Genomic DNA, 26301 nt, shown 5'->3' on the forward strand with positions numbered 1-26301 from the left:
CAGAAGGCCTGAAAGCACAGTGATGGTGCATTCAGATCAGGGAAGTCAGTTCAGTAGCTACGACTGGCGCGACTTCCTGAAGGAGCACAATCTGGAAGCAAGTATGAGCCGGCGTGGTAACTGCCACGACAACGCCGTTGCAGAGAGCTTTTTCCAGCTATTGAAGCGGGAACGGATCAAGCGCAAGACCTACGCAACAAGGGAAGACGCCCGGCAGGATATCTTCGATTACATCGAGATGTTCTACAATCCGAAGCGCCGTCATGGAGGTAATGAGCGGCTTTCTCCAGTTGAGTACGAGAAGCGGTATTTTCAGAGGCTCAAGGGTGTCTAAAAAATCCGTGGCGATTCATGAGGTACAACACGATGACTACCGCATTCTTTCCGCTGGACCAAACACCGCAGTTGGCAAGCAGGGATCTTGCAGCCACGTTGCCAGACGCGCATGACGGCCCCACTGTGGTCACGCGCGTCTGGCAGGAGGAATACAACTGGTTGGAAGCGCACTACAACGACGCCGCCAACTGTTCCCCTAAGTTGCGCTTCCCCGACCTCATCAGCGCGTGCGTGTCGCTGGTGTTCGACGGGCCTGCGCCCGAGCGCCGCATCTTCACCTTTCTGCACCAGCATCTGGTGCTACGCGACCAGCAAACCACGCGCCGGCGCGAGGAGATGTGGCGCGAACAATACGCATTGCTACTGGCCTTGCAGAAGTCCGAGCAGAACCGCCACCCGCATCCACAGTTCAAACTGGACCACTTCACCACGGCGTGCGTGGCCCTGGTGATGGCGGAAGGCGGAGCTAAGGCCAAGCTGTTCGAGCAAGGCCGCCACAACATCGCCCGCAGGGCCGCACAAAGTTCCGTCTAATGTAGCAACCGCGCCTGTTGCGCGCACACCCGCAGTCACCTCGCCAGGCTACCGCCGGCATACCCGAATTCACCAGATTTCTCGCGTTAACGCGAGATCGATTCCTTTTGGGTTTTTGCCGCGAGGTGACTATGCGACTTTCCATCCGTTCAACCGTGCCGCTGCTGGTGTTGATTCCCGGCCTAGCCAGCGCCTGCTGGGAACAGGCGGCGAAAAAGCACAATGTCCCCACCGTTCTTTTGCAGGCGATCGCCGAGACCGAGTCCGGCATGAATCCGTCAGCGGTGAACAAGAGCCATATCCACCGCACGGGGACGGTTGATATTGGCTACATGCAGGTCAACTCCAATGCGCGCATGCTGCGCAACCTGGGCGTAAACGAAAAGTCGCTCTTCGATCCGTGCACCAACATCAATGCCGGCGCCCGCATTCTTGCCGAGAAAATCGCGCGTCATGGCCACACATGGGAAGCAGTCGGCGCCTACAACGCTTCGTGCGTGACCATGACCCTGGAACAGTGCTTGCGCGTGCGGATGCGCTATGCATGGCGGGTTTACCGGTCGCTGGTGCGGCGGATCGCCCCGGCCCAGCCTGATGACAGCGCACGGCTTGCCGCCACCGCGCCCCTATACTCCGTGAGCTTGCGATGAAACGCCGTGCACTGCAAACAGCGCCGCTGTTGGCCGCCGCCGTTTTCCCGCTGCCGATGTTGCTTGGCGGCTGTGCCAGCGTGCAGACGCATGACGGCGCACAGCGGCGGCCCGCAGTGCGGCCATCGACCGGTTTCGAGATCGTACAGCTCGGATACGGCGACGCCAGTTACTTCGGCACCTGTCTACACCCCGCCTGCCCTGTGGTGACGCCCAAGACGATTTCCGCTCCGCAACCACCAGCTAGGCCAGGGGAGACGGAGGTTTCAGTTCCGCAGCAGCAGGATCGGTTCACAATGCCCGATATCGTGGCGGTCCACTTCTTAAGCGGTTCGGCGAGGCTGCAACCGGCCGCTGCCGCTGTGCTTGTCCACGCGTCGAACCAGGCGCGTCTTGCGGCGCGCATCACGGTGGTGGGCAGGACAGACGACGTCGGCGGCCACGCATTCAATCAGCGCCTCGCGTGGCGGCGGGCGCGTGCGGTTGCCGACTTCCTGCGTGAACAGCTGGGCGTGGCGCCCGGCCGGATAACGCTGGAGGGACGTGGCGTTTGCTGCTATGTGGCCGACAACGCCGCCAGCGCTGGCCGCCAGGCCAACCGGCGCGCCGAAGTCACGTTCCATCCCGCCCGGGAGGACAAGCCATGAGCACCGCTGCGCATGTGCGCGACCAGCGCGCCAAGGCTCTACCTTGGCCGTGGACGAGGCCGCGCGGCAATCGTCCATTGCGCGGGCGGCCACGGCGCAAGGCCATGGTGCGCGGCCCGCCTAAGCAGTTTGGCCGCCCGGATGGCGCGCACCGGGCACATGAAATACGCGCGTGCAATGTGAATTCAAGGAGAAATGCATGAGTACGTTGAACACCTGGGCGCCACCGCCCATACCGTGGCGCCTGCCTCGCAAGGGCTTCAGCGCGGCGGCGCTGCTGACGCTGATGCTGCTGGGCCTCGTCGCCGCGGCGCCGGGCCAGGCGATCGACCTGGTCGCCTTTTCCGGCTTGACCGGCCCACTGGTGTCGGCCCTGACCCAGATGGCCGACCTGGCGCCCGGCATCAAGGCGCTGGTCGGCTTCATCGGCTTCGTGGTGGCGTTGATCTCGCTGGCCGCGCTGCGCAATTTCGGGCCGGTGCTGTTCTACATCGGTCTGGCCATCTTCGCCGCCGTGGGTCTCGTGATCGCCGGCGCGATCATGGGCGCGGTGATCTGAGCGTTGACGGAGGACGGGATGCTTGCCGACACCTACATTCCACGCCGGTTGGACGACCAATGGAAGATCGGCCTGTGGGATGTCGATGTCGCGGCGCCCGTCCTCTTCATGCTGTTTGTTGGCTACCTTGCCAGCAGCCTGTGGGGTTTCTGCATTTCGGTGGCCGTGGGCATCTACTTTTCTCGTCTCATGGCGCGCACCAAGGCGGACAAGCACGCCGCCTATGCCTTGCACTGGCTGTACTGGCATTTACCCACCAACCCGGTGAGTTCGATGCGCGCCACGCCGCCATCGCACATCCGCCGCATGGTTGGATAAGGAACGAACATGGACAACACCCGATACCAGGACGACCTGCGTGAACTGCGCGCGCGCATTCGCGGCCATCGTCTCGCCATGGGCGTGCTGGCCTTGTGCCTGCTGGTCACGCTGATGATCACCTATTCCCTGGTCGGCGCGCAGCGCGTGGTCGTCACGCCGCCGCAAGTGACCAAATCCTTCTGGGTGTCCGGAGAGCGGGTCGGCAACGCCTACCTGGAACAGATGGGCGGCTACGTGGCCTGGCTGATGTTGGACCTCACACCCGCTTCGGCCGGATGGAAGAAGGATGCCCTGCTGAGCTTCTCCTCGCCAGAGGACTACGAGGCGCTGAAGCTCCAGATGGAGCTGGAGGCGGAACGCCTGCGCAAGATCAACGGCAGCACCTATTTCCAGCTACAGCAACTGGAGCCGGACGAGGAGGCCCAGACGGTGCTCCTGACCGGCAGGCTGCGCACGCTCGTCAACGGGCTGGAAACGTCCCTGCTGCAGAAGCGGTATCGGGTGGCGTTCCAGTTTCGCGGCGGGCGCACCCACCTCAAGACATTCAAGGAGATCGGCAATGAGTAGATACGTCATCCTGCCGCTCGCCCTGGCGTGCTGCGCCAGCGCCCATGCCGGCCAGCCGCGCGATGTGCGTGACGGCGACACCATGGAGGCCGCGATAGCTATCGATGCGCCCACGCGGGTGCGGCTGGAGGGGCAGCGGATCATCAACGTGGTCGGCAACATCCATTCCAGCAGCAACTGCGATGGCCCGCAGTCCGGCGCAGCCACCCCGCAGGCGGCGGCACAGTTGGCGGCGCCCGCCGTCAACGCGCGGGGCGACGTCATCCTCAATTGCGACCTGGACAAGGGAGAAATCTACGTGCGGCCCGCCGGCACAAACCCGTCGAAACCGATCAACCTGTTCGTTTCCTCGCCGCGCGCCACCTACACGCTGTTGCTGCGCCCGGCGCAGATGAGCGCGGACACGCTGATCCTGCGTGATCGCCGTCTCGATGCCAGTGATGCCGTGGCACCTTCCGCGAAGCCGCAGCCGGCCACGCACGTGCGCGCCCTGAAAGCCTTGCTGGTCTCCATGGCGGGTGCGCCGAAGGCAGGGGCGGTGGAGGTCGAGCAGGTGGACCGGCCCGTCGCCCTGTGGCAGGAGAGCGACTTCCGGCTCGTGCGCCGCCACGAGGCGCAGGCGCTGCTTGGGGAAACCTACCGGCTGCGCAATACCGGCCCCAGCGCCATGGTGCTCGCCGAACAGGAATTCGACCATGACGGCGTCTTGGCGGTCGCGATCGAACAACACAATCTGCGGCCGGGCGAAGCCACGCTCGTGCACGTCATCCGGGGCAGGGAGGATGCGCGATGAAACTGCGTGAGAAGTGGGAGCGCTTCACCGGCCGCCTGAGCCCACGCCATAAACAATACCTGACGGCGGCCGGCATTGTTTCCGGCGGGATCGGTATGTTGTGGTTGGTGCTGACGCTGTCCGGCGCCGAGAAACCCAAGGTGGCACAGCGCCCCGACCGGTCAAAAGAAAAGGTCGTGGTCAAGCCGGAACAGGAGGGCGTGACGCCGCTGCGCGTCGATCCGCTCGATCAATGGGTCGGCACTGCGGGTAAGACGCTGGCGCAGTACAAGGTGGACAAGGAGGCGCAAGAGCGCCTGAACGCCGACCATAAGGCGAGCGAGCAATCGCTGATGCAGCGCCTGGCCGAGCTGGAGCGCAAGCAGCAGGAGCAGAGTCTGGCGGCATTGTCCGCGCCGATGACGCCGATCGCGCCGCCGCCAGGGCCGGCGCAGCCAGCGACGCGCCAGCCACCCGTGCCGGCCGCCGCGCCCGTGCAGCCAGCCATGCCTGGCAACGACATGCAGGGATTCCCTCCCGGCACGCCGTTCGCGCCGGTACCGATGGCCAGCGCTGCTGGCGCCGCGCCCTCGCCGGAACCAGCGCCCGTGCTGGTGCGCATCAACCTGCCCAATCCAGCCGCGCCGGGCAAGGCCGGAGAAGCGGGAGACACGCCACCGGAGCGCGGCGACGCGGAGGAGGGTGCCATGCTGGACACCTACTTGCCGGTGGGCTTCATCCGCGGCGAGACCTTGAGTGGCATTGCCGCGCCCACCGGCGGGCAGGCGCAGGCCAACCCGCTGCCGGTGTTGATCCGCCTGCTGGATAACGCCGTGCTGCCGAACCACTTCCGCAGCGAAGTGAAGGAGTGCTTTGTCATCGCCTCGGGCTACGGCAGCATCAGCGCGTCCCGGGCCTACCTGCGCACCGTGAACCTCTCCTGCGTGCGCAGGGACGGCCGCGCCCTGGAAGTCAAGATCGACGGGAACGTGCTCGGCGAGGACGGCATGCTGGGCCTGCGCGGCCGCCTGGTGACCATGCAAGGCCAGATGTTGGCCAATGCGCTCCGTGCCGGCATCGTCAGTGGTATCGGACAGGGCTTTGCCCAAAGCGGCGCGAGTTTTTCCACCACACCGTTCGGCACGCTCGCCACCTCGCCCGAAGGGATGGGCGATCGCATGCAACGCGGCATCGCCGGCGGCGTGGGCCGTGCGCTCGACAACCTAGCCAACTACTACATCAAGCTCGCCGAAGAGACCTTCCCCGTCATCGAGATCGGCGCCAAGCGGCAAGTGGACATTGTGCTGACCAAGGGTGTGCGGCTGCCCAGGCTGGCGAAGGAGGCTGGCGATGCGTCCCGCGATTAGTCTTGTGCCGTTGCTTCTGGCGATGGCATTGCGCCCGGCCGTCGCCGGCCGCGCGGAAGAACATCTGCTCTCGCAGCTGCGCAAGGCCCATCCCGCGACGCGTTTCGACCGTGTCGTCGCCACGCCCGCCGCCGGCCTGTACGAGGTATGGATGGGGGAGAACGTCGCGTACATCAGCCGTGGCAACGTGCGTTACCTGGTGTTCGGCCATCTGTTCGACGCGCACCGCATGCGCGACCTGACGGCGGGTCGCCGAGCGCAACAGCCAGCGAATGGGCGCATCCAATCCCCGGAGGCGAGCGAGCGGGTTGCTGCGGCGGCGTTATCGGCGGCGCCTTCCTCGGACGCGATTGTGCTGGTGCGCGGCAGTGGCGAGCGCAAGCTGCTGGTGTTCACGGACCCCGCCTGTCCCTACTGCCGGCAGCTCGACACGCAATTGCGGGCGCTGCGCGACGTCACCGTGCTGCATTACCTGCTGCCATACCAGGGACGCGCCCTGCCCGAGGCGATCTGGTGCGCTGCCGACCGGGACGCGGCCTATGCCCGCGCGATGGCGGAAGGCGGCATGCCGGAGACCACTAAACAACCATGCGCCGCCCCGCTGGAGCGCAATCTCGCGCTGGCGGCCAGGCTCGGCGTACGGGCCACCCCCACGCTGATCTTCTCCGATGGGCGAAGGGTGGCCGGGCTACCAAGCAATGATGACCTGGAGACCGGCCTGGCGCGTGCGGTGGCAGCGCAGGGGAAGGCCGATGGCCTGGCAAGGAGCGGCGAATATGAAACCACGCATGAAAAGTAAAACCCGCAGACCGGCGTACGCGGCTATCGCCGTGGCGGCAACCATGCTCTCGGCATGCGGCAATCTATCCGGCCTGGATGGCTCGCCAAAGCTGAGCTGCAAGGCCCCTGAAGGCGTGCATTGCGCCTCCGTCACCGCGAACTATTACAACCGTGCGTTGGACGGCAGCGCGGGCGTGCCGCAGCAGGTGGTAGCGCCAGCAAGGCCTGAAGCGATGCCCGCATCGCGCACCATTGGGCAGCCGGGCCTTGAGCCTCAGGCCCTGCGCAGCCCGGTGCGGGTGGTACGGCTGTGGGTCAAGGCCTGGGAGGACAGCGACCGCGATCTGGTGGACCAGTCCTATGTGTATGTGCGGGTCGACGACGGCCAATGGCAGGTCGCGCACGTACAGCGCGCAGCGCGCGCACCCTACGCGCCGCTGCGTCCGCCCTCGACGCAGCCATCTGCGGCAGCGGAGGCCCAGCCAGAGGCATCGGCCGCGCGCGACGGGACCGAGGTCGCGCGTGGCGCGGCACCACCGCTGCCCGGCGCCGGCCCGGCGCAATGATCACCTCGCAGGGAGAGCATCATGTTTGATTTCGCAAGCGAAGAGATACGGCGTGGCCCCCGCCATGTACTGGAATGGCTGGGATTGAAGTCCGAAATCGACACACCGCCAGACCAGTTCGCATCCTGGCTACCCTACGGCGCCTACATTCCCGACGTGGAACTGTTCGTCAACCGCAATGGCTGCCTCGGCTTCGTGCTGGAGGTGCTGCCGCAATGCGGCGCCGACGAGCGCATGGTCGAAGTGCTGATGAGCCTGTACGTGAACTGTCCGGTAGGGACCGGCATCCAATTTCACCTGTTCGCGGCCCCGCATGTGCGCCACATCCTGCGCGACTACGCCAACCTGCGCGTGGAGGACGCCGACCAGTACGAGCAAGGCAGCTTGTACGGCCGTCCCGCCCGCAACAGCAATCTATACCGGTCGCTGGCCCGGCAGCGCGTCGAGCACCTGCTGGCCGGCACGATGCGCTCGCTCACGCCGGCCCATCACTTCACGCTGCGGGATTTCCGGCTGCTGGTTTCCGTCTCGCTGCCGGGAAATGGTACGGATGAAAAGCGCCTGGGCACGCTGTGCGCGCTGCGCGACTCCTTTTCCGTGACACTGGCGTCGGCATCGCTGCCAAATCGCCATTGCGATGCCGATGGCCTGATCAACTGGTGCGCACAGTTCACCAACCCCGACCGCATGGCGCGCACCGACTTGCCCGCGCTGCACTACGACCCCGGGCGCGAGATTCGCGACCAGATCGTCGATTTCGACACGATACAAGACCAGCATCCTGAAGGACTGCAATTGTCCAAGCTCGCAGGTGGCGAGGTGTTGGAAGCGCGCTTTTTGTCGATCAAGTCCTTCCCCGAGCGCTTTCCGCTGTGGCAGATGGGTAGCCTGATTGGCGACCTGATGCAGCCGCCGCTGCAGTACAGCGCACCGTTCCTGCTGACCATGGGTGTACACGTCCTGGATCATGCGGAGACGCGCAGCGCCATCGCGACCAATCACTTCCGGGCCAACCAGAACGCGGGCAGCAAGCTGGCCGAGATCATGCCGGACGTGGAACAGAAGCGCCAGGACTGGAAGGCGGCCGCCAATGCGGCGGACGGGGGAGGGCGGCTGGTGTCGATGTACCACCAGCTGGCCATCTTCACGTCGCCCGACGGCGCGGCCCAGGCTTGCGAGACCGCGCGCGCGATCTGGCGGGCCCGCGGCTTCGAGCTCAATGCCGATGTATTCCAGCAGCGCCAGGCGCTGCTCGCCAGCCTGCCGATGACGCTCTCGCCGGCCTTCCACGGCGACTTGCGCAAGATGCGCAGGGTGACCAGGAAGACCACCGCCAACGCCATCCACCTGGCGCCGGTGATCGCCGAGTGGCGCGGCACCAGCACGCCGACGCTGGTGCTGGCCGGGCGGCGTGGACAGGTGACCACGCTGGACCTGTTCGACAACGATCTGGGCAATTTCAACGCCGCCGTGGTGGGGGCGCCGGGATCGGGAAAGTCGGTGTTCCTGAACGAACTGGCCTGGTCGTACCGCTCCATTGGCGCCAAGATCTGGATGATGGACCTGGGCCGTTCCTTCGAGAAGTTGTGCCGCAAGGCGGACGGCGCCTATATCGAGTTCTCCGCGCGCAGCGACATCAATCTCAACCCGTTCACGGCCATCAACGATATTTGCGATGACATGGACATGCTCGTCCCCGCCATCGCGAAGATGTGCTCCATGCAAAGTCGGCTGGAGGAGGTGCAGTACAAGGCGATCTCGGCCGTACTGCTCCAGCAGTGGCAGAAATACGGCCGCGATATGACGATGACGGCCATGCGTGACACCTTCAAGACCGGATCGATACCCGATCTGGAGATCAAGGATGACCAGCGCATCCGGGATCTTGCCGTCATGCTCAATCCCTATTCGAAGGGCGGGCAGCACGCGCGCTTCTTCGACGGCAGAAACAATGTGGACTTCAGCAACGACTTCATCGTGATCGAAAACGAGGAACTGAAGCGGCGCCCCGAGCTGCACGCGGTGGTCAACATCCTGCTGATGTACCAGATCACTGCCGAGATGTACCTGACGCGCAACCGGAAAAAGTTGCTCATCATGGATGAACTGAAGCAGCAGCTGGGGGAGATCGGCAGCGACGATCCGCTGAAAGCGGCGGTGGTGGAAGAGGCGGCGCGCCGGGCCCGCAAATATGGCGGTTCGCTCGTCACCGCCACCCAGAGCGCGGACGACTATTACGGCTCGGCCCAGATGGAGGCGGCTTTCAATTGCTCGGACTGGGTGTTCCTGCTGCGTCAGAAGCCCGAATCCATTGAGCTGCTGGACCGCAAGGGGCGGCTCTTGATGGACGCTGCCAAAAAGCGGCTGCTCAATTCCCTGCGTACCGAGGCCGGCTGCTACGCCGAGATGTATGTTTCGTCGCCGGTGGGCGAGGGCGTGGCGCGCCTGGTGCTCGATCCGGCCACGCACCTGCTGTTCTCGAACAAGCTGGAGGACAACAAGCCGATCGACGCGCTGCGCGCCCAGGGCTACAGCATCGACGAGGCGATCGCGCGCGTGCTGGCGCAGCGGGGGCATGCATGAAACCCGCTCTTGCAGGATTCCTGGCCGCGCTCGCGGTGAACGCCGCCACGCTGGCCGGGTACCACCACTGGCTCGTCCAGCCCATCCCCATAGTGGGCGTGGTCGATGCGTCCCGGGTGTACCGCGAGGAGCAGGAGCGTCACCTGCTGGCGGTTTCCGCCAGCCCGGACGACACCGCTCGGGACAAGGCGATCGCGGCGGCCAAGCGGTTCGCCCATGCTTTCCCCGCCAATCTGGCGGGACTGGAGCATGACTGTGGTTGCCTGGTGGTGGACAGCTCGGCCATCGCGGCGGCGCCGCCTTCCGTGCCCGATTTGACGGCGCAACTGCGGCAACGGGTGCGGCCATGAGGCGCCTGCTTCATTTGTTGCGGGCAATCAGAGCGGACTGGCCTTGCTACCTCATGCTGGCGGCGGTATGGCTGCTGGCGAGCATCCGCGTGCTGTTTGACCCCACGCCGCGCCTGCCGCTGCTGTTCAACTTCACGCCCAGCCTGCCCTACCTGGTGGCGGCGGTGCACTACGGTGCGCGCGGCGTATCGCGCGGCGACTACGTGATTTTCTCGTTCCAGGGCGAGGGCGTCCGCCACTTCCCCGGCCTGCGCGGCCAGCCCTTCTTCAAGCGGGTGGCGGGCGTGGCAGGCGACCGGGTCCATGTGCTGGGGCGCCGCGTGTTCGTCAACGGCGCGCACGCCGGCCTTGCCAAGCCCTTCGCTTCCGTCTCGCACCTGGCGCTCGAACCCATCGCCGGCACGGTGATCCCGGCGGGCTATTTTTACATGCAGGGTACCGGCGACGACAGCTTCGACTCGCGCTACCGGCTGTGCGGCTTGGTGCCGGAACGCGATGTGCTGGCCGTGGTGCGGCCCTTGTTCTGAGGAGCGCGTCATGTCCAAGCTGCAAACACGATGGCCGCTGGTGGCGGTGCTGATGGCGGCGCCGGCCGCGCACGCCGAGTCGCTGGGCGTGATCGGGCCGGTCTACCGCATCGCCGAGGAAGATTTGCTGGCCATGATCGAACGCCGCCTGCGCCAAAAGGAAGCCAGCGGCGAACTGGCCCGCCTGCGCGCGCAAGCGGTGGAGCGCGGGCGCGCAGCGGTACTCAGCCCCGCGCCACTGGCGCTGCCGGTCGCGCAGGCGGCGCGTACTTACCATTACGATCCGACCTATGTGCTGGACAAGAACATCGTCGATGCTTCAGGCCGGCTGTTGTTCCCGGCCGGCACCCGCGCCAATCCGCTCGACATCGTGCCGATGCCGCGCCGCCTGCTGTTCTTCGACGGCCGCGACGCGCGCCAGGTGGCGCTGGCATCGAAGCTCATCGGCACCTACGCCGGAACGGTGAAGCCGGTCCTGACCGGCGGCTCGTATCTCGACCTGATGCGGCGCTGGCGTATCCCGGTGTATTTCGACCAGCGCGGCCTGCTGGTGCGGCGCCTGGCGATCGCCCGCGTGCCGGCGCTGGTGTCGCAGGACGGTAAGCGATTGCGCATCGATGAGATGGTGCCGCCTAATGCGGCGGTGGACGAGGTGGCGCGATGAAGACATGGTCCCATCTCCTCGTCAGCATGCGCGCGGGCGCGAAACGGTGTGGCCGCGCCGCCCGCACGGCGGTGGCGACCGCATTGCTGGCATGCCTATGCCCGGCGTCGATGGCGGCGAGCACTTGCACCGGGCGCTTTCCCAATCCCGTCACGGACATCTGCTGGAGCTGTCTGATGCCGATTTCCCTTGGCGGGGGCACGCTGGGCGACATCGGCGGCCAGGAGGATATCCCCAATCCCGCCATGCCCGTGTGCTCCTGCGGCGTGAATCCCACGGTCGGCATCTCGATCGGCTTCTGGGAGCCGGTGCGCCATGTGGAAGTTGTGCGGCGTCCGTTCTGCCTGGTGTCGCTGGGCGGCGTGGACCTGAATCCCGGCATCGCCGCGCCGCATGCCGGGCGCTCGACGGATGCAGGCGGCGACCAGAACAGTTTTTATCAGGCGCATTTCTACGCCAACCCGGTGCTGTTCTGGCTGCAGGTGGTGGCAGACTTCCCCTGCCTGGAGCCGGGAACGTTCGATCTGGCCTACCTCACCGAAGTCGATCCGCTGTGGAACGACGACGAACTGACCTTGATCCTCAATCCGGAGGCGGTGCTGTTCGCCAACCCCGTCGCGCAGGCCGCATGCGCCGCCGACTGTGTGGCGGCCACCGCCGGCTTCGGGCGCCCGGAACTGTTCTGGTGTGCCGGCTGCCAGGGGGCGATCCATCCGCTGGATGGCCATGTGCCATACCACCTGGGCGGGGTACGCACCGCCGAGTTGCTGGCGCAGCGGCTGACGGCCAAGCTGCACCGCGAATTGCTGGCCTGGGGGCGGCATGGCACCGCCGGGCTGTGCGGGCCGTACTACCTGCCAGTGATGGACAAGCGCGCCTACAAAAGCCAGCTGACCTACCCGGTTCCCGCCACCGTCAAGGAGGCGGGCAAATGCTGCCAGCCGTTCGGGCGCAGCACCGTGCTGTGGGGCGGGGGCAAGGAGTACCCGGTGCAAGGGGAGGACTTCGCGTTCATGCTGTTCAGGAAGGGGAACTGCTGTGTCGGCTATTGATTGCAAATTGCATAAGCATGCCCGGCGGCTGGTGCTGGCCCTGGCGTGCGCCGTGGTGGCGCCGGCATGGTCCGGCGAGTTTCCGCCACCGCACCGCATCGACCGGCTGCTGCGGCCGCAGGCTGGCGGCGCAATCGACTTGGGCGAGGTGGCGCGCGGCTATGAGGCCGTCGGCGTAGGAGCCATGCCACATGCGGGCGCGCCGCGGCTGCTGGTGTTCGTCAGCCTGGCCATGCCCGATGGTTCGCTGCGCAGGCTGGCCGCCGATGCCCCGCGCGCGGGCGCGGTGCTGGTGCTGCGCGGGCTGCACGAGGGCTCGATGGTCAGGACGGCGGCGCGCATCCGGCAGCTCGGCGGCGGGAATGCGGCCATCCAGGTCGATCCCAAGGCGTTTGCCCGCTTCGGAATCGAGCAAGTGCCGACCATTGTGCTGGCGCGCGGAGCCGCCGCCACCAGCGCGTGCCAGGAGCGCGGTTGTGCAGCACCTGGGGATTTTGTATCGGTGGCCGGGGATGTGACGCTGGACTATGCGTTGGAGCATATCGCGCGTGGAACGCCGCGCTTCGCGGCCGAGGCGCGCCGGTTGCGTGGCAGGGGGGCGCCATGACCACGCACCGCCTCACCGCCTGGATCACCCTCTGTGCGCTCCTGACGGGCCAGGCGCGTTTCGCGCTGGCGCAGTCCGACGACATGGCCGCCGCGCGCGCCGCGAACGTGATCGCGCGCGGCACCATCAACGCGGGCGCCGCCGCAAGCGTGGTGCCGGGCTACACCACGAGCGTGCCGCAGAGCTCCCTGTATGGCCAGACCAACCTGGCCACCCAGGCGCAGGTCCAACTGGCGCTGTGCGGCCTGCATCCCGATCCGGCGGCGTGCGAGGCGGGACGGCATGCCGTGATGTCGGCCGCGACGCCGCGCCCGCCCGTGCCGGGCAGCGATCCGCAGGTCGCGGGCGCGGCGGCCGTGACGCGCAATCCGCTGGCGGTCGAAGGCCAGTTGGGCGCGATGTATGCCGGCTGTCCGGGTCCGGGGCCGTGCGCGGCCGGCACCTTCTGCCTGGGCGCGCAGTGCTTTGATACCGCGCAGGTCAAGGATGCCGATTTTGCCAAGGCCATGACTTATCTGGAGGCGGCGCGCGAAGCGGGCGTTTACATGGATCCCGCCACCATGCAGGTCTTCGTGGGCGAGGACAACCGCTGCCGCGAGCGCCTGCTGGCCAACTGCTGCAAAACCAACGGCGCCGGGGCGGGCCACAGCAACGGCTCGCTGTTCGGCACCGGTTCCCGCTTGGTGTTCGATGTACTGATGAATTCCAACAATCGCAGCTTCATCGCCTCCGGCATCAAGGCCGCGCTGACCAGCTATGGTTTCAGCGGCACGTTCTCGGCCTACGGCGTGACGGTGGCGGTGAACGGCGTCGCGCTGCCGGCCGGTTCCGTCACCATCGCAGCGGGGGAAAGCATTGTGGTGGCGTTCACGCCCTGGACCCTGGTGATCATGGTGATCTTCATGATCGTGATGTCCATGCTGTCCTGCGAGGCGGAGGAAGAGCAACTGGCGATGAAGGAGGGGGCGCGCCTGTGCCGCAGCGTGGGCACCTGGTGCTCGAAATGCATCAATGTGCTGGGCAAGTGCGTGTCCTGCATCGAGCGCACCACGTCCAAGTGTTGCTTCAACTCGGTGCTGGCCCGGCTCGTCAATGAACAGGGACGGGCGCAGCTGGGAATGGGATGGGGCAGCGCCCAAAGCCCGGCCTGCGGCGGTTTCTCGGTGGCGCAGTTGCAGGCACTCGATTTGTCCAGGTTCGACCTGTCCGAATTCTACGCATCGATCGTCCCGGCGGCACCCAACGTGGAAGCGCTGAAAGGCGCGGCGGAGGCCAAGGCGGCGCATTGTTATGCGGGGAGTGGGAAATGTTGAAAATTGGCCACCTGGGAATCGGGTTCGCGCTCTTGACACAACTGGCGGCACCGGCCGGCGCGGCGGACGGGCCGCGCACGCCCGTGGACCAGTTCGCGCCGCTGTTGCGCGCTGCGCTGGACGCGCCCGATGGCACGGCGCGCGGCGTCCTCACAGGCCGCCTCGCCGCGGCCACCAGCAGCCGGTACCGGACCAGGGCGCCCATCAATATCGACGTCTCGACGGTCGTACGCTACCGGCAGGAGGGGTGCGCGCGGCTGCGGGTCGATGTGTCGCAGCAAGACGTCAAGCTGAATCCCACGGCGGCGCCGGGTCCGCAGCACATGCGCTTCGAGCTGAACTACTGTCGCGATGGGCTGCCGCCGCGCAGCCTGGCGACGGGAGCGCCGCGATGAAACTGCCAGCCATTGCATGCTTGCCCCTGGTGTTGGCGGCGTCCATGTGCGCCGCGTCGCCACCGGCCGGCGACGGCGCCCTCCTGGACGAGTCGATGGCGCCATCCGACCCGCGCGCCGGCTGGCATTTCCATCTCGATCCACCGCGGGCGCAACGGGCCAGGATGGCACCACGGCCTCCGCAGGCGGCGGGCGACGCGCACGATGCCCTGGCCAGGTTCCGCCAGTTGCAAAAAGAGGTCGAGGAACGCCGCGCGCTGGCCGTGATCGCCCCGACCGAGGCCAATGTGCGCCGCTACATGGAGCTGGAAGCGAAGGTGGTGGGCAACGCCTCGCTCTTCGCCGACGTTGCCCAGCGCATCGCCTGGGCGCATCCGGAGCTGGACCCGGCCACGCAGGGCCGGCCGGTGAACGCCACCGCGCTGGAGGTGTTCGAGCAGGCACGCCTGCGCGAGCGGGCCGGTGTCCTGTCTCAGGTGGCGAAGGAACACGTGCTGATGTTCTTCTTCCGCGGTGACTGCGGCTACTGCCATGCGATGGCGCCGGTGCTGGACGCCTTCCGCAGGCGGCACGGCATCCGGCTGGTGCCGATCAGCATGGATGGCGGCACGCTCGCGGCGTTCCCGGAGGCGCGTAGCGACAACGGCGCGGTCCGGGCCTTGAAGGTGCAGCAGGTGCCGGCGCTGTTCCTGGCGCAGCCATACACGGGGCGGATCGTGCCGGTGGGCTTCGGCGTGCTGTCCGAAGCCCAGCTTTCCGAGCGGATCGTGACACTTTTCGAGGGGCGCGACGGGCAAAATGCTCCGCGACCGGTGTTTTGGACCGCACAACATTAGGAGGTCATGATGAGGAAGCTCGCAAAGCTGGTCGGCGCGGTATGCATAGCAGGGGTAGTCTGCGGCGGCGCGCGCGCGGGAGACTTGAACGCGGCCATCGAAACCATGTTCAACGACCTGGGCGCGATCGGCAACTATACGGCGCCGGGCGCGTTCAAGGGACAGGTATTCAACACCTACAGCGGCGGCAGCCTGATGCTGCGCAGCCAGAACAAGACCTACCAGCTGATGGCCATGGACTTCCCCGCGGTGAAGGCGGGCTGCGGCGGCATCGACATCTTCGGCGGCTCGTTCTCGCATATCTCGGCGGCCGAATTCAAGAACATGCTCAAGAACATCACCGCCGCGCTGCCGGGCGTGGCGTTCCAGCTCGCGCTGGAGTCCGTCTCGCCATTACTGGGCGGCGTGACGAAGTGGACCAAGAACCTGGAGAGCATGCTCACCCAGGCGAACATCAGCACCTGCAACACGGCGAAATCGCTGGTGAGTTCGGCGATGGAGGCGACCGGGGTGAGCGGCGACAGGCTTTGCGAGGATCTGGCGGTGTCGCTAGGGCTGGAGTCGGATTATGCGGCCGCAAAACAGCGGTGCCAGTCGGCAAAGCCATCCGTGTTGGCTGCAGCGCGCGGGTCGTCCGATCCGCAGGTACGGAACAAAGCTCCGTTTGTGGGCAATCTGACATGGAAGGCGTTGAAGCTTGCTGGTACGAACCTCAGTGACCAGGAGCGAGAGCTGATCATGAGCTTGGTTGGCACGGTGATTTTTTATGAGGATGGCCGTGATCCGGACATCTACGCTCCAACGATCACGTCCATTAACCGCCTGCTCTACGGCAGCGCTGCTACACCTGGTGGCAAGGTGCTGCAGGAGATTCTGCGTTGCGACAACTTCACGGAATGCGGAGCGGTAACGATTCAGACCAACTATGCGCATACCCCCTTCACAATAAAGGTCGAGACCCTGATGCGGTCCATCGCAGACAAAATTCTTACGCGCACTCCTATTCCAAATAACTCCCCAGAGATCGGCTTTGTCAATCAAACGACGGAGCCCGTGTACCGCATGCTTTCCATTACAACGGTCGTTCCGACTGCCGATATTTCCGAGCAAATGATCGCCAGATTCCGCGACCTGATCGCCGCCGATTACGCCTACGTGTTCCTGGAGAAGAACCTGCGGCGAGGAATTTTCGCGCTTCAAAAGGATTATCTCCTCGATCTGCCGCAGCTTGAGCGGGCAAAGGAATTGCGGACCAGGGCGCAAGACTTGCTCACCCAGCTTTCACAGGAAAAGGCACTCATCCACCAGCGTGTCGGTTCGATCCACGTGATCGCCTCTAGCCTCGAGCAGATGGAACGGCAGATGCGCAGCGCCTTGCCTCAGCATATTCTCGACATGTTCGGCCGTAGGGCGGCCTACATGAAGTAATGCACCCTTCTTCCCTATAAACAGGAGGCGTGAGATGTGGGAGATCTACGCATATCAGAACAATGAAAGTCTGTTCGGTATCCTCAATGCGATAGCGGCTATATGCGGCTCCGGATCGTATGCCAGCGCGCTGGGCTTGGTCGCGGCATGCGGATTCTTCGTTGCGCTGCTCGCGTACGCGATGGCCCCGCAGAAGCTGCAGGGCTGGTATTGGCTCGCTTCGGTGACGCTGGTTATCTCCGTGCTATTCGTCCCGAAGGTCACGGTCGGCATCGTCGACAAGACAGGTGGAAGCGCAGTGACTGTCGTTGACAACGTGCCTTTCGGGCTTGCTGTCCTCGGGTCGCTTTCCAGCACCGTGGGGAATACGCTTACCGAGCTGTACGAGACTGCGATGCAGGCGTTGCCTGGAGTGGCAGGCTTGCCAAACGAGTTGGCTTACCAGCGCAACGGCTTAATGTTCGGTAATCGCATGATCCGGGAAACCAGTCGGGTCGTGTTCGAAAACCCGTTGTTCAGGATGGACATGATCAACTTCCTCAATAATTGCACGATGTTTGACCTGGCCTCGGGCCACCTATCCCCGGAAGTGTTCGCCTCATCCAGTGACGTATGGCCGTTGATGGCATCGCCCAACCCTGCAAGATTTACACCGATTTCCGACGGCGCCGGCGGAATGACGGTGTCTCCGTGTCCTGCTGCCTACACGAACCTGAACAGCAGGCTTCCTGTGCAGGTAGGGCAAATCCAAAGCCTCCTATCCAACAAGATGAATCCCACGCTAACGTCGGGGGCGGCAAGTGCCGTGATTGCAGGACAAATCCAGCAAGCCTACATCAAGAACGGCATCGCCGATGCCGCTGCGGCAGCCACAGACATCATTCGGCAGAATGCATTGATCAATGCCATCAACGACGCGTCACTGTTGGCGGGCCAGAAGGTCAATGATCCCGCGTCAATGCTGCTTGCCGTTGGGCGCGCACAGGCGGTGGCACAAACAAATGCAACTTGGATCAACAATGGAAAGGTGGCCGAGCAGGCGCTCCCAGTCATTCGGAATACCGTCGAAGCGATTTCCTACGCGATCTTCCCGATCATATTACTGCTGCTTTTGCTCACGAGCGGACGTGAGACCATGGTTGCCCTAAAAAATTACGTTTCACTGCTCATCTGGATTCAGCTATGGCCCCCGTTGTACGCCATCCTGAACTACATGGCCATGGTATACGCCGCCAAGGACTTGGCGGCAGCGGCGAACGTAGGCGGTGGAGTCCATGCCTTGGCCCTGGTAACGGCGCCATCGATTTACGCGAATGCGATATCCGGCGAAGCCGTTGTCGGTTACATGACCATGAGCATTCCTATGATCGCCTGGGCAGCGCTGAAACGGATGGAGACACTGGGAAGCGCATTGGTCTCCGGAGCGCATTCGCTTCAATCGATGCTTGCATCCTCTTCTTCGTCAGCAGCGACGGGGAACATCTCGATGGGCAACACTTCAATGGATCAGGTTTCGCTCGCCCCAGTGCGGTCTTCGGCATTCTTCCGGAGCAAACAAGACGATATGACCGGTACCACCTACACGTCGAATGCGGTAAGTGGACTGACCGCTGGGCGGGCTCTGGCAAATGAAGGACCTGTTTCCAAGATCGTGGATGCGAAGGTGTCGCGGCACCATGTAGAGGCTTCCTCCAGATCAGTTGCCACTGCACGCGCAGAAGCGGTATCGGCATCGAACGAGAAGGCCGCGGCGCTGAGTGACGCATTGATCAATGCGAATGCCCGAATTTCATCAAATAGCAGAACGGACGGGACCACATCCGCCAGCAGCGAAAGTACGGGGGCGAGGATTGGCGAGTTGGTTCAGATCGCGAAGTCGGTGGCGGACATCACTGGTGCAAGTGAGCAGCAGGTAGCCGCTGTTGCCTTTGGCGGCTCATCGCATATCGGAATCGGTATCCCTGGTGTCGGGAAAGCCATACTGCCTGTTGACGTAGGCGGGCAGGTCCATGTCGAAGGGAAGAAGAATTATTCAGCATCGGTAAGCGCCCAGGACCAACAGATCAATAGTGCGCTTTCCAGTGAGGACAAAGCCAAGTTCAAGGCGTTCTCGGATAGCGTTTCCAAAAATAGCTCTTCGCTTGTTGCGACGTTGGGTGAACAGCGCAGTGGCAAGGAAATTGCCGTGCGGCTGACTGAAAGTGTCGCGCGCAGCAATCGGGCCGATACAAGTTTGCGGAACCAGATTCAATTTTCCGAGAGCATCGCGGACGCGTATCAGCGCGGCGAATCGATTAGTAAAGACCTGGCAAAGGATCCTGCAAACATCGACCTGTTCGAGAGGCTTCTTCGTACAGAAGGACCAAGTAGCGCTGCTGAATTGGTCCGGCTCGAATCCTTCCTCGGCAATATTTCGCGGACGCCAATGCCGATATCAAAGGCAAGCCGCCTGCCATCCTCGTTCGATGACGTCAGAAGCGAATACTTGGACGCGAAGAAAGAGCTTACGGCTTCTCCGGATGTGGAAAACGCCTTGGGCGCTTTTCGGAAGCAAGTGAAGGGCAAGCCCAGTGGCGGTGCCGGCCTACAGCCAACTGCGGTGCCCGGTGCGAAAAATGGGGAACAGGTTCGGGATGGGATTCAGCTGAAAGGAGAAGAGCTCGACGCCAAGGGCAGGGCTCAACAGGGCAAGTTCGACGCATTGCAGGTCAAGAGAACAGCGGATGGTCATCTGGTGAGCGAGCGCTCGCTGTTCAATAGCGCGAATGAACAAGTGAAGTCAGACCCTGATCTGATGGCGAGGAAAATGAAGGAGCTTTTGGAAAAGATTGAAACGAAGTGGAAGTAGTCATCGCCGCCGTTCGCCAGTATGGATGCGCAGGCGTCCACGCCCATCGTAACCGAGCAGCGAACCTCTGCCGGGATCTTCTTCACGATCTCGATAGCGTTGAGTGTTGTCAGCAGCCGGCAGCAGCCAGACAACGAGGCTGAGCAGGAGATACAGGGAGACCAACACTATCGCGAGTAGCGTACCTGCTACCAGCGGCAGGGTTGCAAAGTCGAATTTGACCATCAACCAGCCGCAGAAGTATCCGGCGCTTGAAAGTATGAAGATGTGTCTTAGCATGTGAATGATGACCACTATGTTGGGGGCGACGAATGAAAACTCTGCTATATATTGCAATGGTTCCGGTCTGCTTCGCGATTGGTACTGGTGCTCAGGCCGTATCGTTGGCTGGACGAGCCACGGATGACACAGTGTGCGATCTTTCCCCTCTGACCACATATCGTCTGACTCGACGGGTATTCGTGCCGGCCGGTACTACCAGGGTATCGGAAATCTATACCCGACTGGCGCTGCAGTTCATCACGACCGAATGCAAGAACGGGCAGACATTGATCCTTCACTCCGACTTGGGCAACTCTGCTGACGAGCGCGCTTTTCGTGATGTGACCGGGGAACTGTGCAGTTCGGCGGAGGTGAACCGCGAAACCGCTGCCACCAGAGAGTATCCGCACGCGTTTCAGATTAAATGCAAACTTCTAAAAATTCAAGAAGCGAGGGATCGACTGGTGGCGGCAGAAAGAGCAACGACTGTCGAGCAAATGATTCAGGAGCGGGCGCCAGTCCAGCGAAACGTGGAAATGGATGAAAGCGTGGACAAGCCTGGCGAGTGTGGCGGAAAGATAACTTTCGGCAGTCTGCTTGGGCTCGGTGGACGTTGTCGGTGACTTTGGAGAATGGACATGGCTACTGAAGCTGATATATCCACGCAGGACATCTCGCAAGAAAGCTTGGCTCAGCTGGTCGCGGATCTGCATGCCCAGCAAGTCGCAATTCGCGAGGAGCAGCGATTGGCGGCCAAGGAGCGCAGGGCCGAACGCCGATGGAATTTTGGCTTTAGAGCTGTGCTGGTGATCGCACCAATCGGGGCGGGCGCGCTCTTCCTGGCTGGTTCAACAGGATTTGCGTTGGGTCCGCTTCGCGACGTGGTCGGCGTTGTGCACATCAAAGGTGAGATCGCACAGGGAATGCTGGCATCCGCCGACAAGGTGGTGCCGGCCCTGGAAGACGCGTTCTCCGATGGGCACGTCAAGCACGTTGTGCTGGCCATCGATAGTCCCGGCGGTGCGCCGGCGGAAGCTGAGCGCATTGCGCAGGCGATCACGATCCTGAAGAAAAGGCACCCGAAGCCGGTGACCGCGATCATCGGCAACATGGGCGCGTCGGCAGCATACATGGCCGCGATGCATGCCGACCGCATCGTGGCAGGCAAATACAGCCTGGTGGGATCGATCGGCGCAATCATCGCGCCTTGGCGGCTGGACCAGGCCATCGCGCAGTTCCATGTGTCGCAGCGCGTGTATGCATCCGGGAAGTTGAAGGCATTTCTGAATCCCTTCACGCCGGTGTCGGAAGAGTCCAATGCAAAGGCCCAGCAACTGGTGAGTCACGTGGGCGCGATGTTCGTGCAAGAGCTCGTTGCGCAACGCGGTCCGCGCCTGAAACAGCACGTTGACTACGGGACTGGGGAGATATGGAGTGGTGAGGAGGCCAAGGCACTCGGCTTGGTCGATGAAATTGGCAGCCTCGAATCGTTGGTCCGCAATACGCCTTCGGTCGAGACGTTCAATTTCGGGCCGCGCGAATCGTCGCTCGCACGCTTTGCCTCCAGCATGGGGCGCGCCGCGGCGGACACAATCGTCGGCATGTCGAGCTGGCGTTGGGGCACCGGCCTGCGGTGATCCGTCGCCTTGCCATGGCTCGGGGATGTTGAAAGGGGCGTGCCGCCCTGCTATGATCGGCGGCCAACCATGCAGGCTGCTGCATGGTTCAACCTGCTTGCCGAGGGCCTATCGAGATCTTGTCCACGATGATCTATGCGGCGCTGGCAGTGCATTATTATCGAAAGTCCGATGAAGCAAGATTTCCCCAAGCAGAATAGCTCCAGCGTCACCGCGCGGATCGTCGCAGGAATCGACGTGCTGGTCGCGCGCGTTGTGGTCAATGATGATGTGCTAGTTGTCCGTGCCGATGAGGTGGGCAGGGCGCTGCTCACCTTGCATGGGGCTCCCGCTCCTGGCCTGGTTGTCAATGCGAAGATCGAATACCTGTCGATGCTGACGGAAGAGTTCGACGCGTTGCCGGCCTTCCGGTAGCTGTGGCGCGGCAGCGCAGCGTCGCGGCCCTGATCAAAGTGAAGGACCGAACAGCTCAAGCGTCGCCGCTTCATGGGTCGGATCCGCGGTCGTGCGCGGTGTTGCCTGTTCATCTGGTGCTTTCGCGAGGCCGGCCTGCGTTTGGATGATCAGGCCAGCATAGGCAAGCGTGCGCAGCCGGTTCGCTCGTTTAGCCCCCTTGGTGAAGCGCAAGAGTTCGTCATACAAGGGCGGATTGTCCGCCTGATCGAGTTCGAAGTTGATACGGAGCGTTTTACTCATCACGTTCTCCCGCTGCGATATCGGGCTGGGGCGGAACGCCGGCGCTGGCTCCGTTCGTGGCGGTGGCGCGAGCCAGCTCCATACCCGCCTGCTGGAATCCTTTCACGTTGGCGAAAATCGGATCCTTCATCTCATGGATGGTGTGGTTCGGGAACGCGCTCTTGAGCGCCGCCCGGTAGAAGAACGCACCGCCACCCACCAGTATGATGTTCCTGATGTCGCTGGCGTCGCCCACGTAGTGCATCATTTCGGCCACGGCCTGTTGCGGAATCTTCCTTGCCAGCGGTAGATGGCGCGCCAGGTCGTATTCGGTCTGGAACACCACGGGCTTCTTCCCCGTGCGCAGGGCCGCGTCCACGGTGTCGTAATCACGGTAGTGTGAGCCGGTGCCGCGGCTAATCCCCTCGACGATCGCTTGCAGGACGTCGTGCATTCCCCTGGGCACGGAGTGGCTGCGCTTCTCGATCTGCTGCATGCCCTGCGTCACCAGCCAGTCGAACGTGCGGCGGCCGGGATCGATGATCAGGCTGCGCTCCTTGCGTAGCTGCGCCACTTTACTTTGCATCAGGCCGTAATGCATCAAGGCGCCAGCCGGCTGCGCGATCGCCTTCGTGCGCATGACCTTCACCCGCTTGCCTTTGCCCAGCTCATGTTCGCCCGTGAGCCGACGCTCCAGTGCCGTCACCAGCGCCTTGAGCTTGTAGGTTGCGACCGGCAGGCCCACCACCAGCAGATCGATGCGGTCCAGCTGCATGTAGTGGAGCGCGCCCAGCAGCAGCGCCAGGTATTCCGGTGTGTCGCAATAACGGTCGTGCTGCAGTACGTTCGCGTTGAACACGTCGGCGGCCAGGTGCACATCGGGGCCGACCTCGTACACCAGGCCGCCTGTGGGGATGCCGACCGTCTTGCGGCGCGTGCCCCACGTTTCGGGTTCGGTTCCGGTTTCCGATGGATGGGCCTGGGATGGAAACATCTCGCACCGCAGCTCGCCGTTCTTGATCCCGCTGATGAATTTGGTATTGCCGCGGCCGACATCGACCGCGCGCACGATGGATTCCATGATCACCCTCCTTGGTTGGGAATGCCCAGTATCTTGCGCGGGCATGGACTGGTCCACTCGAAATGGGCTCGTTCGGGCAGGCATTTTCGAGTTGGCGACGGATGCAGTCCTGTTCGAGAACTGCCTTAGCCGTACTCCGGCAGCCGCAGGCTGGGGCGGCTGCGATTGGTCCTCCCCGATCAGGTCTCCGCACCTTGTCCTGGTGGTAGGGGAGGTGTCGCTCGGGTCCATCAATGCGAACTCGATCCCGCGCCTACAATCAGAGGCCCGAGCTTGCCCGCTTGCGTCATAGGGGAAACCGGCCCGATCTTCAGCCTACAAAATCAATTGCCCGTCAATCGCAAATTCACGCTTCGCGCGTTCCTTGACAACCCGCGTTTCCCCTCCTATTCTGCCTCCACTGTCCGGACCCGCTTCCGTGAGCATCGTGCTCTCAATGCGGCGCTGGCTGCGATACAGCCCGTTGCGGTCGTAACCCGTCTTCAGATCGGCAATGCCGAAACCATATTGTGCTATCACCCACAGATTGCGCTGGTGCCGCCCTCGATGAGGCCGCGACACCTGTGCTCTTTCCTCCGATCTTTCTTGAGAACGCGGGCAGCCATGCCCTGAATGCGGACCTGGTCTCATGCCTTGTCTCGCGCTGCACGTCCAAGCGGCGTGCGTGAACGCACCGGCAAGTCCGGCTGAATGGGAACGGCGGCGCCGTCCCTTCGATTTTTGATACGCCCCTCCGCCGTTCGGCCACCGCGCAAGCGGTGCCGGGCTGTGCCGTCGCCCTAGCGGTGTCGAGCAGCCTGGTACGTTCGGCATCATGAAGCCTGGTGGTAGGGCTGGGGATAAACCATGAGAGGAGGCTTACACGTGTTCTGGCGGCGAATGCCGCCACGTGATGCCCTTGCCGCGCGAAAGCGTGGCACCGTCCGCCCAAGAGGCGGAGCGCACGACGGCAGGCGAAATTCACCGTCCGCGCGTATGTTCATTTTTAAGACACCACGCATCAAGCAAATCCGTTATCCATACGTCGCGCCGGTTGCCGGAACCCGCCACGTCGCAGCGCTTCCGGCACCGTGCCGCGCACGGCCAGCGCGGTGAGGTCTATGCTCGGGCCATGTGTGGCGACCGCCGGACAGTGGCGGCGCCGTGAACCTGCGGTTGGGCATCGGGAAGGGAGTCACACATGAGTAAGAATAGTAAGAATCGGAGTAGGGATAGGGACTGGAAGGCGCGGCTGGCCGAGATTATTGGCCAGCACAACGAGATGCACGCCTTCCGCAACAAGATCATCTCGCATGGCACCCGCACCGCACGCAGCCAGGCATTGTTCCGCATGTTCGGGCAACTGCGTGACCTGGGCTATGGCGTCTCGCCGAACAACCTGGGTGACCGGCACGTCGCGGCGCTGGTGCGGTTCTGGTGCGGCGAACGGCGCGAAGGGCCGCAGGGGCGTGTCCAGCCGTGCAGCGCGGCGTACATCCAGCAGCAGTTGTCTTTCCTGCGCGTGTACGCCGGGTGGATTGGCAAGCCGGGGCTGGTGCGCGCCGCCGTCCGGTATGTGGATGATCCGGCGTTGGTCACGCGGCACGCGGCGGCCAAGCGTGACCTGACCTGGGCCGGCAATGGCGTGGATGCCGGCGCTTTGATTGCCCGCGTCGAGGCTATCGACAAGTACGTGGGTGTCCAGTTGCGCCTGATGATCGCCTTCGGCATGCGGCGCAAGGAGGCGGTCATGTTCTGGCCGCACGTGGCGGAGGTGCCGTCCTATGCACTGCCCGGTGGGTATGCCTTGGACGCGCGCTTTGTGAGCTTCCTGCGCATCCGGCGCGGCACCAAGGGTGGCCGCTTGCGCTATACGGCCGTGCGTAGCGATGCGCAGCGCGATGCCCTGGAGCGCGCCAGGCGGATCGCGCCACAGCCGACCGACCACGTGGGGCATCCCGGCTTGTCGCTCAAGCAGGCGCTGGACAGGTTTTCCAATGTGGTGCGCACCGTCGGCATGACGCGCGACGGGCTCGGTGTCACAGCGCATGGGCTGCGCCACGAATTCGCCAATGACCTGTACTTCGAGATTGCGCAGGTGCGTTCCCCCGTGCAGGGAGGCGATCCCGCGCTCGATCCGAAAGTGCGCCTGGAGGCGTACCGAGAAGTCGCCGAACAACTGGGGCATCACCGGCCGCGTATCAGCACCGCCTACCTTGGCGCGTACGGCCGAAGGGAAGGAGGGCAGAGCGATGAAGCGTGAGTCGATGAATGGTAGTCATACGGGACAATGGCAAAGCGGTCACCGTGGTGACGGTCGCACTTCGCGGCGACCCGTGGGCTGGGATGCCGCCTGGGCTGCGCGTTTTCGTCGTTGGGGTGCCGCGCTATCGAAGTTGGCGACCCGCTGTTTCTCGCGCTGGCTCAACGCCGGCAGGATCTCGTGCCTGCCGGGCCACCAGCGCAACGTGCGCCAATCGCGGCGCGTGCTGCGCGCCGTGCGCGGCTTCACAGCGCAGGGCGTGGGCGCGCGCAGCCTGGCCTACCTGCGTGCGGTTGATCCGTTGGTGTTCGAGGAGGTGGTGATGTCGGCGCTGGAGGATGCGGGCCTGCTGGTGCTGCGTAGCCGGCGTTACAGCGGCGACGGCGGCGTGGATGGTGCGGTATGGCTGCCGGGTGGTGGCTGGCATGCGGTGCAGTCCAAGCGCTACCGCCACCACGTTTGCACTGCCCATGTTTGTGCATTTGGTGAGGCCATCGCTAGCGGAGGCTATGACGGTGGTCTATTTGTACACACCGGCCGCAGTGGCGCTGGGCTGTATCCGAAGTTGGACGCCGACCACATCGGTTTGCTGAGCGGGGAAAGGTTGTTACGGCTGGTGCGGTATCGGGCCCTGGAATATAGGGTGGGAGACGGGAAACGGAATGTGTTCCGTTAATGTGGGGCCAGAACAGGTGCAGTGGTG

General features: G+C 63.8%; 30 protein-coding genes. 27 read left to right on the forward strand and 3 right to left on the reverse strand.

Annotated features, from left to right (window positions below; all coding sequences use genetic code 11):
* The 22 genes from BM436_RS33365 to BM436_RS33470 form a co-directional block, all read left to right on the forward strand.
* Window positions 1–334 (forward strand): IS3 family transposase (locus BM436_RS33365; protein WP_143133434.1); only part of this gene is annotated, 334 nt, incomplete at its 5' end.
* A 32-nt stretch (window positions 335–366) separates the two neighbouring features.
* Window positions 367–870 (forward strand): hypothetical protein, encoded by a 504-nt coding sequence (locus BM436_RS33370; protein ID WP_143133435.1) that lies wholly within the window; start codon window positions 367–369, stop codon window positions 868–870.
* Window positions 871–1001: 131 nt separating this feature from the next.
* Window positions 1002–1520 (forward strand): lytic transglycosylase domain-containing protein, encoded by a 519-nt coding sequence (locus tag BM436_RS33375; RefSeq protein WP_143133436.1) that lies wholly within the window; start codon window positions 1002–1004, stop codon window positions 1518–1520.
* On the forward strand, window positions 1517–2167 hold the full coding sequence (locus BM436_RS33380) for an OmpA family protein (RefSeq protein WP_093561000.1): 651 nt from the start codon (window positions 1517–1519) through the stop codon (window positions 2165–2167). Before BM436_RS33375 ends, BM436_RS33380 begins: the two co-directional genes overlap by 4 nt.
* A 199-nt stretch (window positions 2168–2366) precedes the next feature.
* A complete protein-coding gene (locus BM436_RS33385) occupies window positions 2367–2726 on the forward strand; it encodes a hypothetical protein (RefSeq protein WP_229490980.1) in 360 nt (119 codons plus the stop codon).
* An 18-nt stretch (window positions 2727–2744) separates the two neighbouring features.
* Window positions 2745–3044, forward strand: a complete 300-nt coding sequence (gene traL, locus BM436_RS33390; protein WP_093561002.1) for a type IV conjugative transfer system protein TraL — start codon at window positions 2745–2747, stop codon at window positions 3042–3044.
* Window positions 3045–3053: 9 nt separating this feature from the next.
* Window positions 3054–3614, forward strand: coding sequence for a type IV conjugative transfer system protein TraE (gene traE, locus BM436_RS33395; protein ID WP_093561004.1), 561 nt, complete (start codon window positions 3054–3056; stop codon window positions 3612–3614).
* Window positions 3607–4407, forward strand: coding sequence for a TraK domain-containing protein (locus BM436_RS33400; RefSeq protein ID WP_093561006.1), 801 nt, complete (start codon window positions 3607–3609; stop codon window positions 4405–4407). The genes traE and BM436_RS33400 overlap by 8 nt, the downstream gene beginning before the upstream one ends.
* Entirely contained in the window at window positions 4404–5753 is a 1350-nt protein-coding gene (locus tag BM436_RS33405; protein ID WP_093561008.1) for a TraB/TrbI/VirB10 family type IV secretion system protein, read from the forward strand. The genes BM436_RS33400 and BM436_RS33405 overlap by 4 nt, the downstream gene beginning before the upstream one ends.
* The gene (locus BM436_RS33410) at window positions 5737–6552 is read left to right on the forward strand and encodes a DsbC family protein (RefSeq protein ID WP_093561010.1); all 816 of its coding nucleotides are present in this window, start codon (window positions 5737–5739) and stop codon (window positions 6550–6552) included. The genes BM436_RS33405 and BM436_RS33410 overlap by 17 nt, the downstream gene beginning before the upstream one ends.
* Window positions 6530–7099, forward strand: coding sequence for a TraV family lipoprotein (locus BM436_RS33415; RefSeq protein ID WP_177307729.1), 570 nt, complete (start codon window positions 6530–6532; stop codon window positions 7097–7099). The genes BM436_RS33410 and BM436_RS33415 overlap by 23 nt, the downstream gene beginning before the upstream one ends.
* 21 nt (window positions 7100–7120) lie before the next feature.
* Window positions 7121–9682 (forward strand): type IV secretion system protein TraC, encoded by a 2562-nt coding sequence (gene traC / locus BM436_RS33420; protein WP_093561012.1) that lies wholly within the window; start codon window positions 7121–7123, stop codon window positions 9680–9682.
* Window positions 9679–10032, forward strand: coding sequence for a hypothetical protein (locus BM436_RS33425; protein ID WP_093561014.1), 354 nt, complete (start codon window positions 9679–9681; stop codon window positions 10030–10032). The genes traC and BM436_RS33425 overlap by 4 nt, the downstream gene beginning before the upstream one ends.
* Before the next feature lie 53 nt (window positions 10033–10085).
* Entirely contained in the window at window positions 10086–10559 is a 474-nt protein-coding gene (traF, locus tag BM436_RS33430) for a conjugative transfer signal peptidase TraF (protein WP_218164984.1), read from the forward strand.
* Window positions 10560–10569: 10 nt separating this feature from the next.
* The gene (traW, locus tag BM436_RS33435; protein WP_177307731.1) at window positions 10570–11223 is read left to right on the forward strand and encodes a type-F conjugative transfer system protein TraW; all 654 of its coding nucleotides are present in this window, start codon (window positions 10570–10572) and stop codon (window positions 11221–11223) included.
* A 26-nt stretch (window positions 11224–11249) separates the two neighbouring features.
* Complete coding sequence (locus tag BM436_RS33440) at window positions 11250–12275, forward strand: TraU family protein (protein WP_093561018.1); 1026 nt, start codon at window positions 11250–11252, stop codon at window positions 12273–12275.
* Between the two features lie 7 nt (window positions 12276–12282).
* Window positions 12283–12882: a type-F conjugative transfer system pilin assembly protein TrbC gene (trbC, locus tag BM436_RS33445; RefSeq protein WP_093561020.1), complete on the forward strand. Its 600-nt coding sequence runs from the start codon at window positions 12283–12285 to the stop codon at window positions 12880–12882.
* A complete protein-coding gene (gene traN / locus BM436_RS33450) occupies window positions 12879–14195 on the forward strand; it encodes a conjugal transfer protein TraN (RefSeq protein ID WP_093561022.1) in 1317 nt (438 codons plus the stop codon). Before trbC ends, traN begins: the two co-directional genes overlap by 4 nt.
* The gene (locus BM436_RS33455) at window positions 14189–14590 is read left to right on the forward strand and encodes a hypothetical protein (RefSeq protein WP_093561024.1); all 402 of its coding nucleotides are present in this window, start codon (window positions 14189–14191) and stop codon (window positions 14588–14590) included. The genes traN and BM436_RS33455 overlap by 7 nt, the downstream gene beginning before the upstream one ends.
* The gene (gene traF / locus BM436_RS33460; protein ID WP_093561026.1) at window positions 14587–15426 is read left to right on the forward strand and encodes a conjugal transfer protein TraF; all 840 of its coding nucleotides are present in this window, start codon (window positions 14587–14589) and stop codon (window positions 15424–15426) included. The genes BM436_RS33455 and traF (BM436_RS33460) overlap by 4 nt, the downstream gene beginning before the upstream one ends.
* Before the next feature lie 9 nt (window positions 15427–15435).
* Entirely contained in the window at window positions 15436–16854 is a 1419-nt protein-coding gene (locus BM436_RS33465) for a conjugal transfer protein TraH (protein ID WP_229490984.1), read from the forward strand.
* Between the two features lie 34 nt (window positions 16855–16888).
* A complete protein-coding gene (locus BM436_RS33470) occupies window positions 16889–19702 on the forward strand; it encodes a conjugal transfer protein TraG N-terminal domain-containing protein (RefSeq protein ID WP_093561030.1) in 2814 nt (937 codons plus the stop codon).
* Here the strand turns inward: BM436_RS33470 and BM436_RS36670 are convergent, their stop codons facing one another.
* Entirely contained in the window at window positions 19703–19927 is a 225-nt protein-coding gene (locus BM436_RS36670) for a hypothetical protein (RefSeq protein WP_143133437.1), read from the reverse strand.
* An 86-nt stretch (window positions 19928–20013) separates the two neighbouring features.
* Between BM436_RS36670 and BM436_RS36675 the strand changes: the two genes are divergently transcribed.
* From BM436_RS36675 to BM436_RS33480, 3 genes are all read left to right on the forward strand, one after another.
* Window positions 20014–20586 (forward strand): hypothetical protein, encoded by a 573-nt coding sequence (locus tag BM436_RS36675; RefSeq protein ID WP_143133438.1) that lies wholly within the window; start codon window positions 20014–20016, stop codon window positions 20584–20586.
* Window positions 20587–20601: 15 nt separating this feature from the next.
* On the forward strand, window positions 20602–21600 hold the full coding sequence (locus BM436_RS33475) for a S49 family peptidase (protein WP_177307733.1): 999 nt from the start codon (window positions 20602–20604) through the stop codon (window positions 21598–21600).
* A 171-nt stretch (window positions 21601–21771) separates the two neighbouring features.
* Window positions 21772–22014 carry a hypothetical protein gene (locus BM436_RS33480; protein ID WP_093561034.1) on the forward strand — a complete coding sequence of 81 codons (243 nt, stop codon included), beginning with the start codon at window positions 21772–21774 and terminating at the stop codon, window positions 22012–22014.
* Between the two features lie 33 nt (window positions 22015–22047).
* On the opposite strand, the gene BM436_RS33485 is transcribed toward BM436_RS33480, so the two are convergent.
* On the reverse strand, window positions 22048–22296 hold the full coding sequence (locus BM436_RS33485) for a hypothetical protein (RefSeq protein WP_093561036.1): 249 nt from the start codon (window positions 22294–22296) through the stop codon (window positions 22048–22050).
* The gene (locus tag BM436_RS33490) at window positions 22289–23356 is read right to left on the reverse strand and encodes a PRTRC system protein D (RefSeq protein ID WP_093561038.1); all 1068 of its coding nucleotides are present in this window, start codon (window positions 23354–23356) and stop codon (window positions 22289–22291) included. The genes BM436_RS33485 and BM436_RS33490 overlap by 8 nt, the downstream gene beginning before the upstream one ends.
* Window positions 23357–24536: 1180 nt before the next feature.
* Here BM436_RS33490 and BM436_RS33495 point away from each other — a divergent pair.
* Both BM436_RS33495 and BM436_RS33500 read left to right on the forward strand, forming a co-directional pair.
* Entirely contained in the window at window positions 24537–25598 is a 1062-nt protein-coding gene (locus tag BM436_RS33495; protein WP_093561040.1) for an integrase domain-containing protein, read from the forward strand.
* Window positions 25588–26274, forward strand: a complete 687-nt coding sequence (locus BM436_RS33500; RefSeq protein WP_177307735.1) for a restriction endonuclease — start codon at window positions 25588–25590, stop codon at window positions 26272–26274. Before BM436_RS33495 ends, BM436_RS33500 begins: the two co-directional genes overlap by 11 nt.
* Window positions 26275–26301: the final 27 nt, after the last annotated feature.

The organism is Pseudoduganella namucuonensis, from assembly GCF_900116645.1.
GTDB lineage: Bacteria > Pseudomonadota > Gammaproteobacteria > Burkholderiales > Burkholderiaceae_D > Rugamonas > Rugamonas namucuonensis.

What these genes read in the sequence shown, in the direction of transcription:
- BM436_RS33385 (WP_229490980.1), top strand. Translation starts at nt 2,367, where the DNA reads ATGAGTACGTTGAACACCTGGGCGCCACCGCCCATACCGTGGCGCCTG.
- BM436_RS33415 (WP_177307729.1), top strand. Translation starts at nt 6,530, where the DNA reads ATGAAACCACGCATGAAAAGTAAAACCCGCAGACCGGCGTACGCGGCT.
- BM436_RS33485 (WP_093561036.1), bottom strand. Translation starts at nt 22,296, where the DNA reads ATGAGTAAAACGCTCCGTATCAACTTCGAACTCGATCAGGCGGACAAT.
- traW (WP_177307731.1), top strand. Translation starts at nt 10,570, where the DNA reads ATGTCCAAGCTGCAAACACGATGGCCGCTGGTGGCGGTGCTGATGGCG.
- BM436_RS33465 (WP_229490984.1), top strand. Translation starts at nt 15,436, where the DNA reads ATGAGGAAGCTCGCAAAGCTGGTCGGCGCGGTATGCATAGCAGGGGTA.
- BM436_RS33425 (WP_093561014.1), top strand. Translation starts at nt 9,679, where the DNA reads ATGAAACCCGCTCTTGCAGGATTCCTGGCCGCGCTCGCGGTGAACGCC.
- BM436_RS33495 (WP_093561040.1), top strand. Translation starts at nt 24,537, where the DNA reads ATGAGTAAGAATAGTAAGAATCGGAGTAGGGATAGGGACTGGAAGGCG.
- BM436_RS33470 (WP_093561030.1), top strand. Translation starts at nt 16,889, where the DNA reads ATGTGGGAGATCTACGCATATCAGAACAATGAAAGTCTGTTCGGTATC.
- BM436_RS33480 (WP_093561034.1), top strand. Translation starts at nt 21,772, where the DNA reads ATGAAGCAAGATTTCCCCAAGCAGAATAGCTCCAGCGTCACCGCGCGG.
- BM436_RS33370 (WP_143133435.1), top strand. Translation starts at nt 367, where the DNA reads ATGACTACCGCATTCTTTCCGCTGGACCAAACACCGCAGTTGGCAAGC.
- BM436_RS33405 (WP_093561008.1), top strand. Translation starts at nt 4,404, where the DNA reads ATGAAACTGCGTGAGAAGTGGGAGCGCTTCACCGGCCGCCTGAGCCCA.
- traE (WP_093561004.1), top strand. Translation starts at nt 3,054, where the DNA reads ATGGACAACACCCGATACCAGGACGACCTGCGTGAACTGCGCGCGCGC.
- BM436_RS33455 (WP_093561024.1), top strand. Translation starts at nt 14,189, where the DNA reads ATGTTGAAAATTGGCCACCTGGGAATCGGGTTCGCGCTCTTGACACAA.
- BM436_RS33400 (WP_093561006.1), top strand. Translation starts at nt 3,607, where the DNA reads ATGAGTAGATACGTCATCCTGCCGCTCGCCCTGGCGTGCTGCGCCAGC.
- traC (WP_093561012.1), top strand. Translation starts at nt 7,121, where the DNA reads ATGTTTGATTTCGCAAGCGAAGAGATACGGCGTGGCCCCCGCCATGTA.
- traN (WP_093561022.1), top strand. Translation starts at nt 12,879, where the DNA reads ATGACCACGCACCGCCTCACCGCCTGGATCACCCTCTGTGCGCTCCTG.
- BM436_RS36675 (WP_143133438.1), top strand. Translation starts at nt 20,014, where the DNA reads ATGAAAACTCTGCTATATATTGCAATGGTTCCGGTCTGCTTCGCGATT.
- BM436_RS33490 (WP_093561038.1), bottom strand. Translation starts at nt 23,356, where the DNA reads ATGGAATCCATCGTGCGCGCGGTCGATGTCGGCCGCGGCAATACCAAA.
- BM436_RS33500 (WP_177307735.1), top strand. Translation starts at nt 25,588, where the DNA reads ATGAAGCGTGAGTCGATGAATGGTAGTCATACGGGACAATGGCAAAGC.
- BM436_RS33475 (WP_177307733.1), top strand. Translation starts at nt 20,602, where the DNA reads ATGGCTACTGAAGCTGATATATCCACGCAGGACATCTCGCAAGAAAGC.
- BM436_RS33375 (WP_143133436.1), top strand. Translation starts at nt 1,002, where the DNA reads ATGCGACTTTCCATCCGTTCAACCGTGCCGCTGCTGGTGTTGATTCCC.
- BM436_RS33440 (WP_093561018.1), top strand. Translation starts at nt 11,250, where the DNA reads ATGCGCGCGGGCGCGAAACGGTGTGGCCGCGCCGCCCGCACGGCGGTG.
- traF (WP_093561026.1), top strand. Translation starts at nt 14,587, where the DNA reads ATGAAACTGCCAGCCATTGCATGCTTGCCCCTGGTGTTGGCGGCGTCC.
- traL (WP_093561002.1), top strand. Translation starts at nt 2,745, where the DNA reads ATGCTTGCCGACACCTACATTCCACGCCGGTTGGACGACCAATGGAAG.
- traF (WP_218164984.1), top strand. Translation starts at nt 10,086, where the DNA reads ATGCTGGCGGCGGTATGGCTGCTGGCGAGCATCCGCGTGCTGTTTGAC.
- BM436_RS33410 (WP_093561010.1), top strand. Translation starts at nt 5,737, where the DNA reads ATGCGTCCCGCGATTAGTCTTGTGCCGTTGCTTCTGGCGATGGCATTG.
- BM436_RS33380 (WP_093561000.1), top strand. Translation starts at nt 1,517, where the DNA reads ATGAAACGCCGTGCACTGCAAACAGCGCCGCTGTTGGCCGCCGCCGTT.
- BM436_RS36670 (WP_143133437.1), bottom strand. Translation starts at nt 19,927, where the DNA reads ATGGTCAAATTCGACTTTGCAACCCTGCCGCTGGTAGCAGGTACGCTA.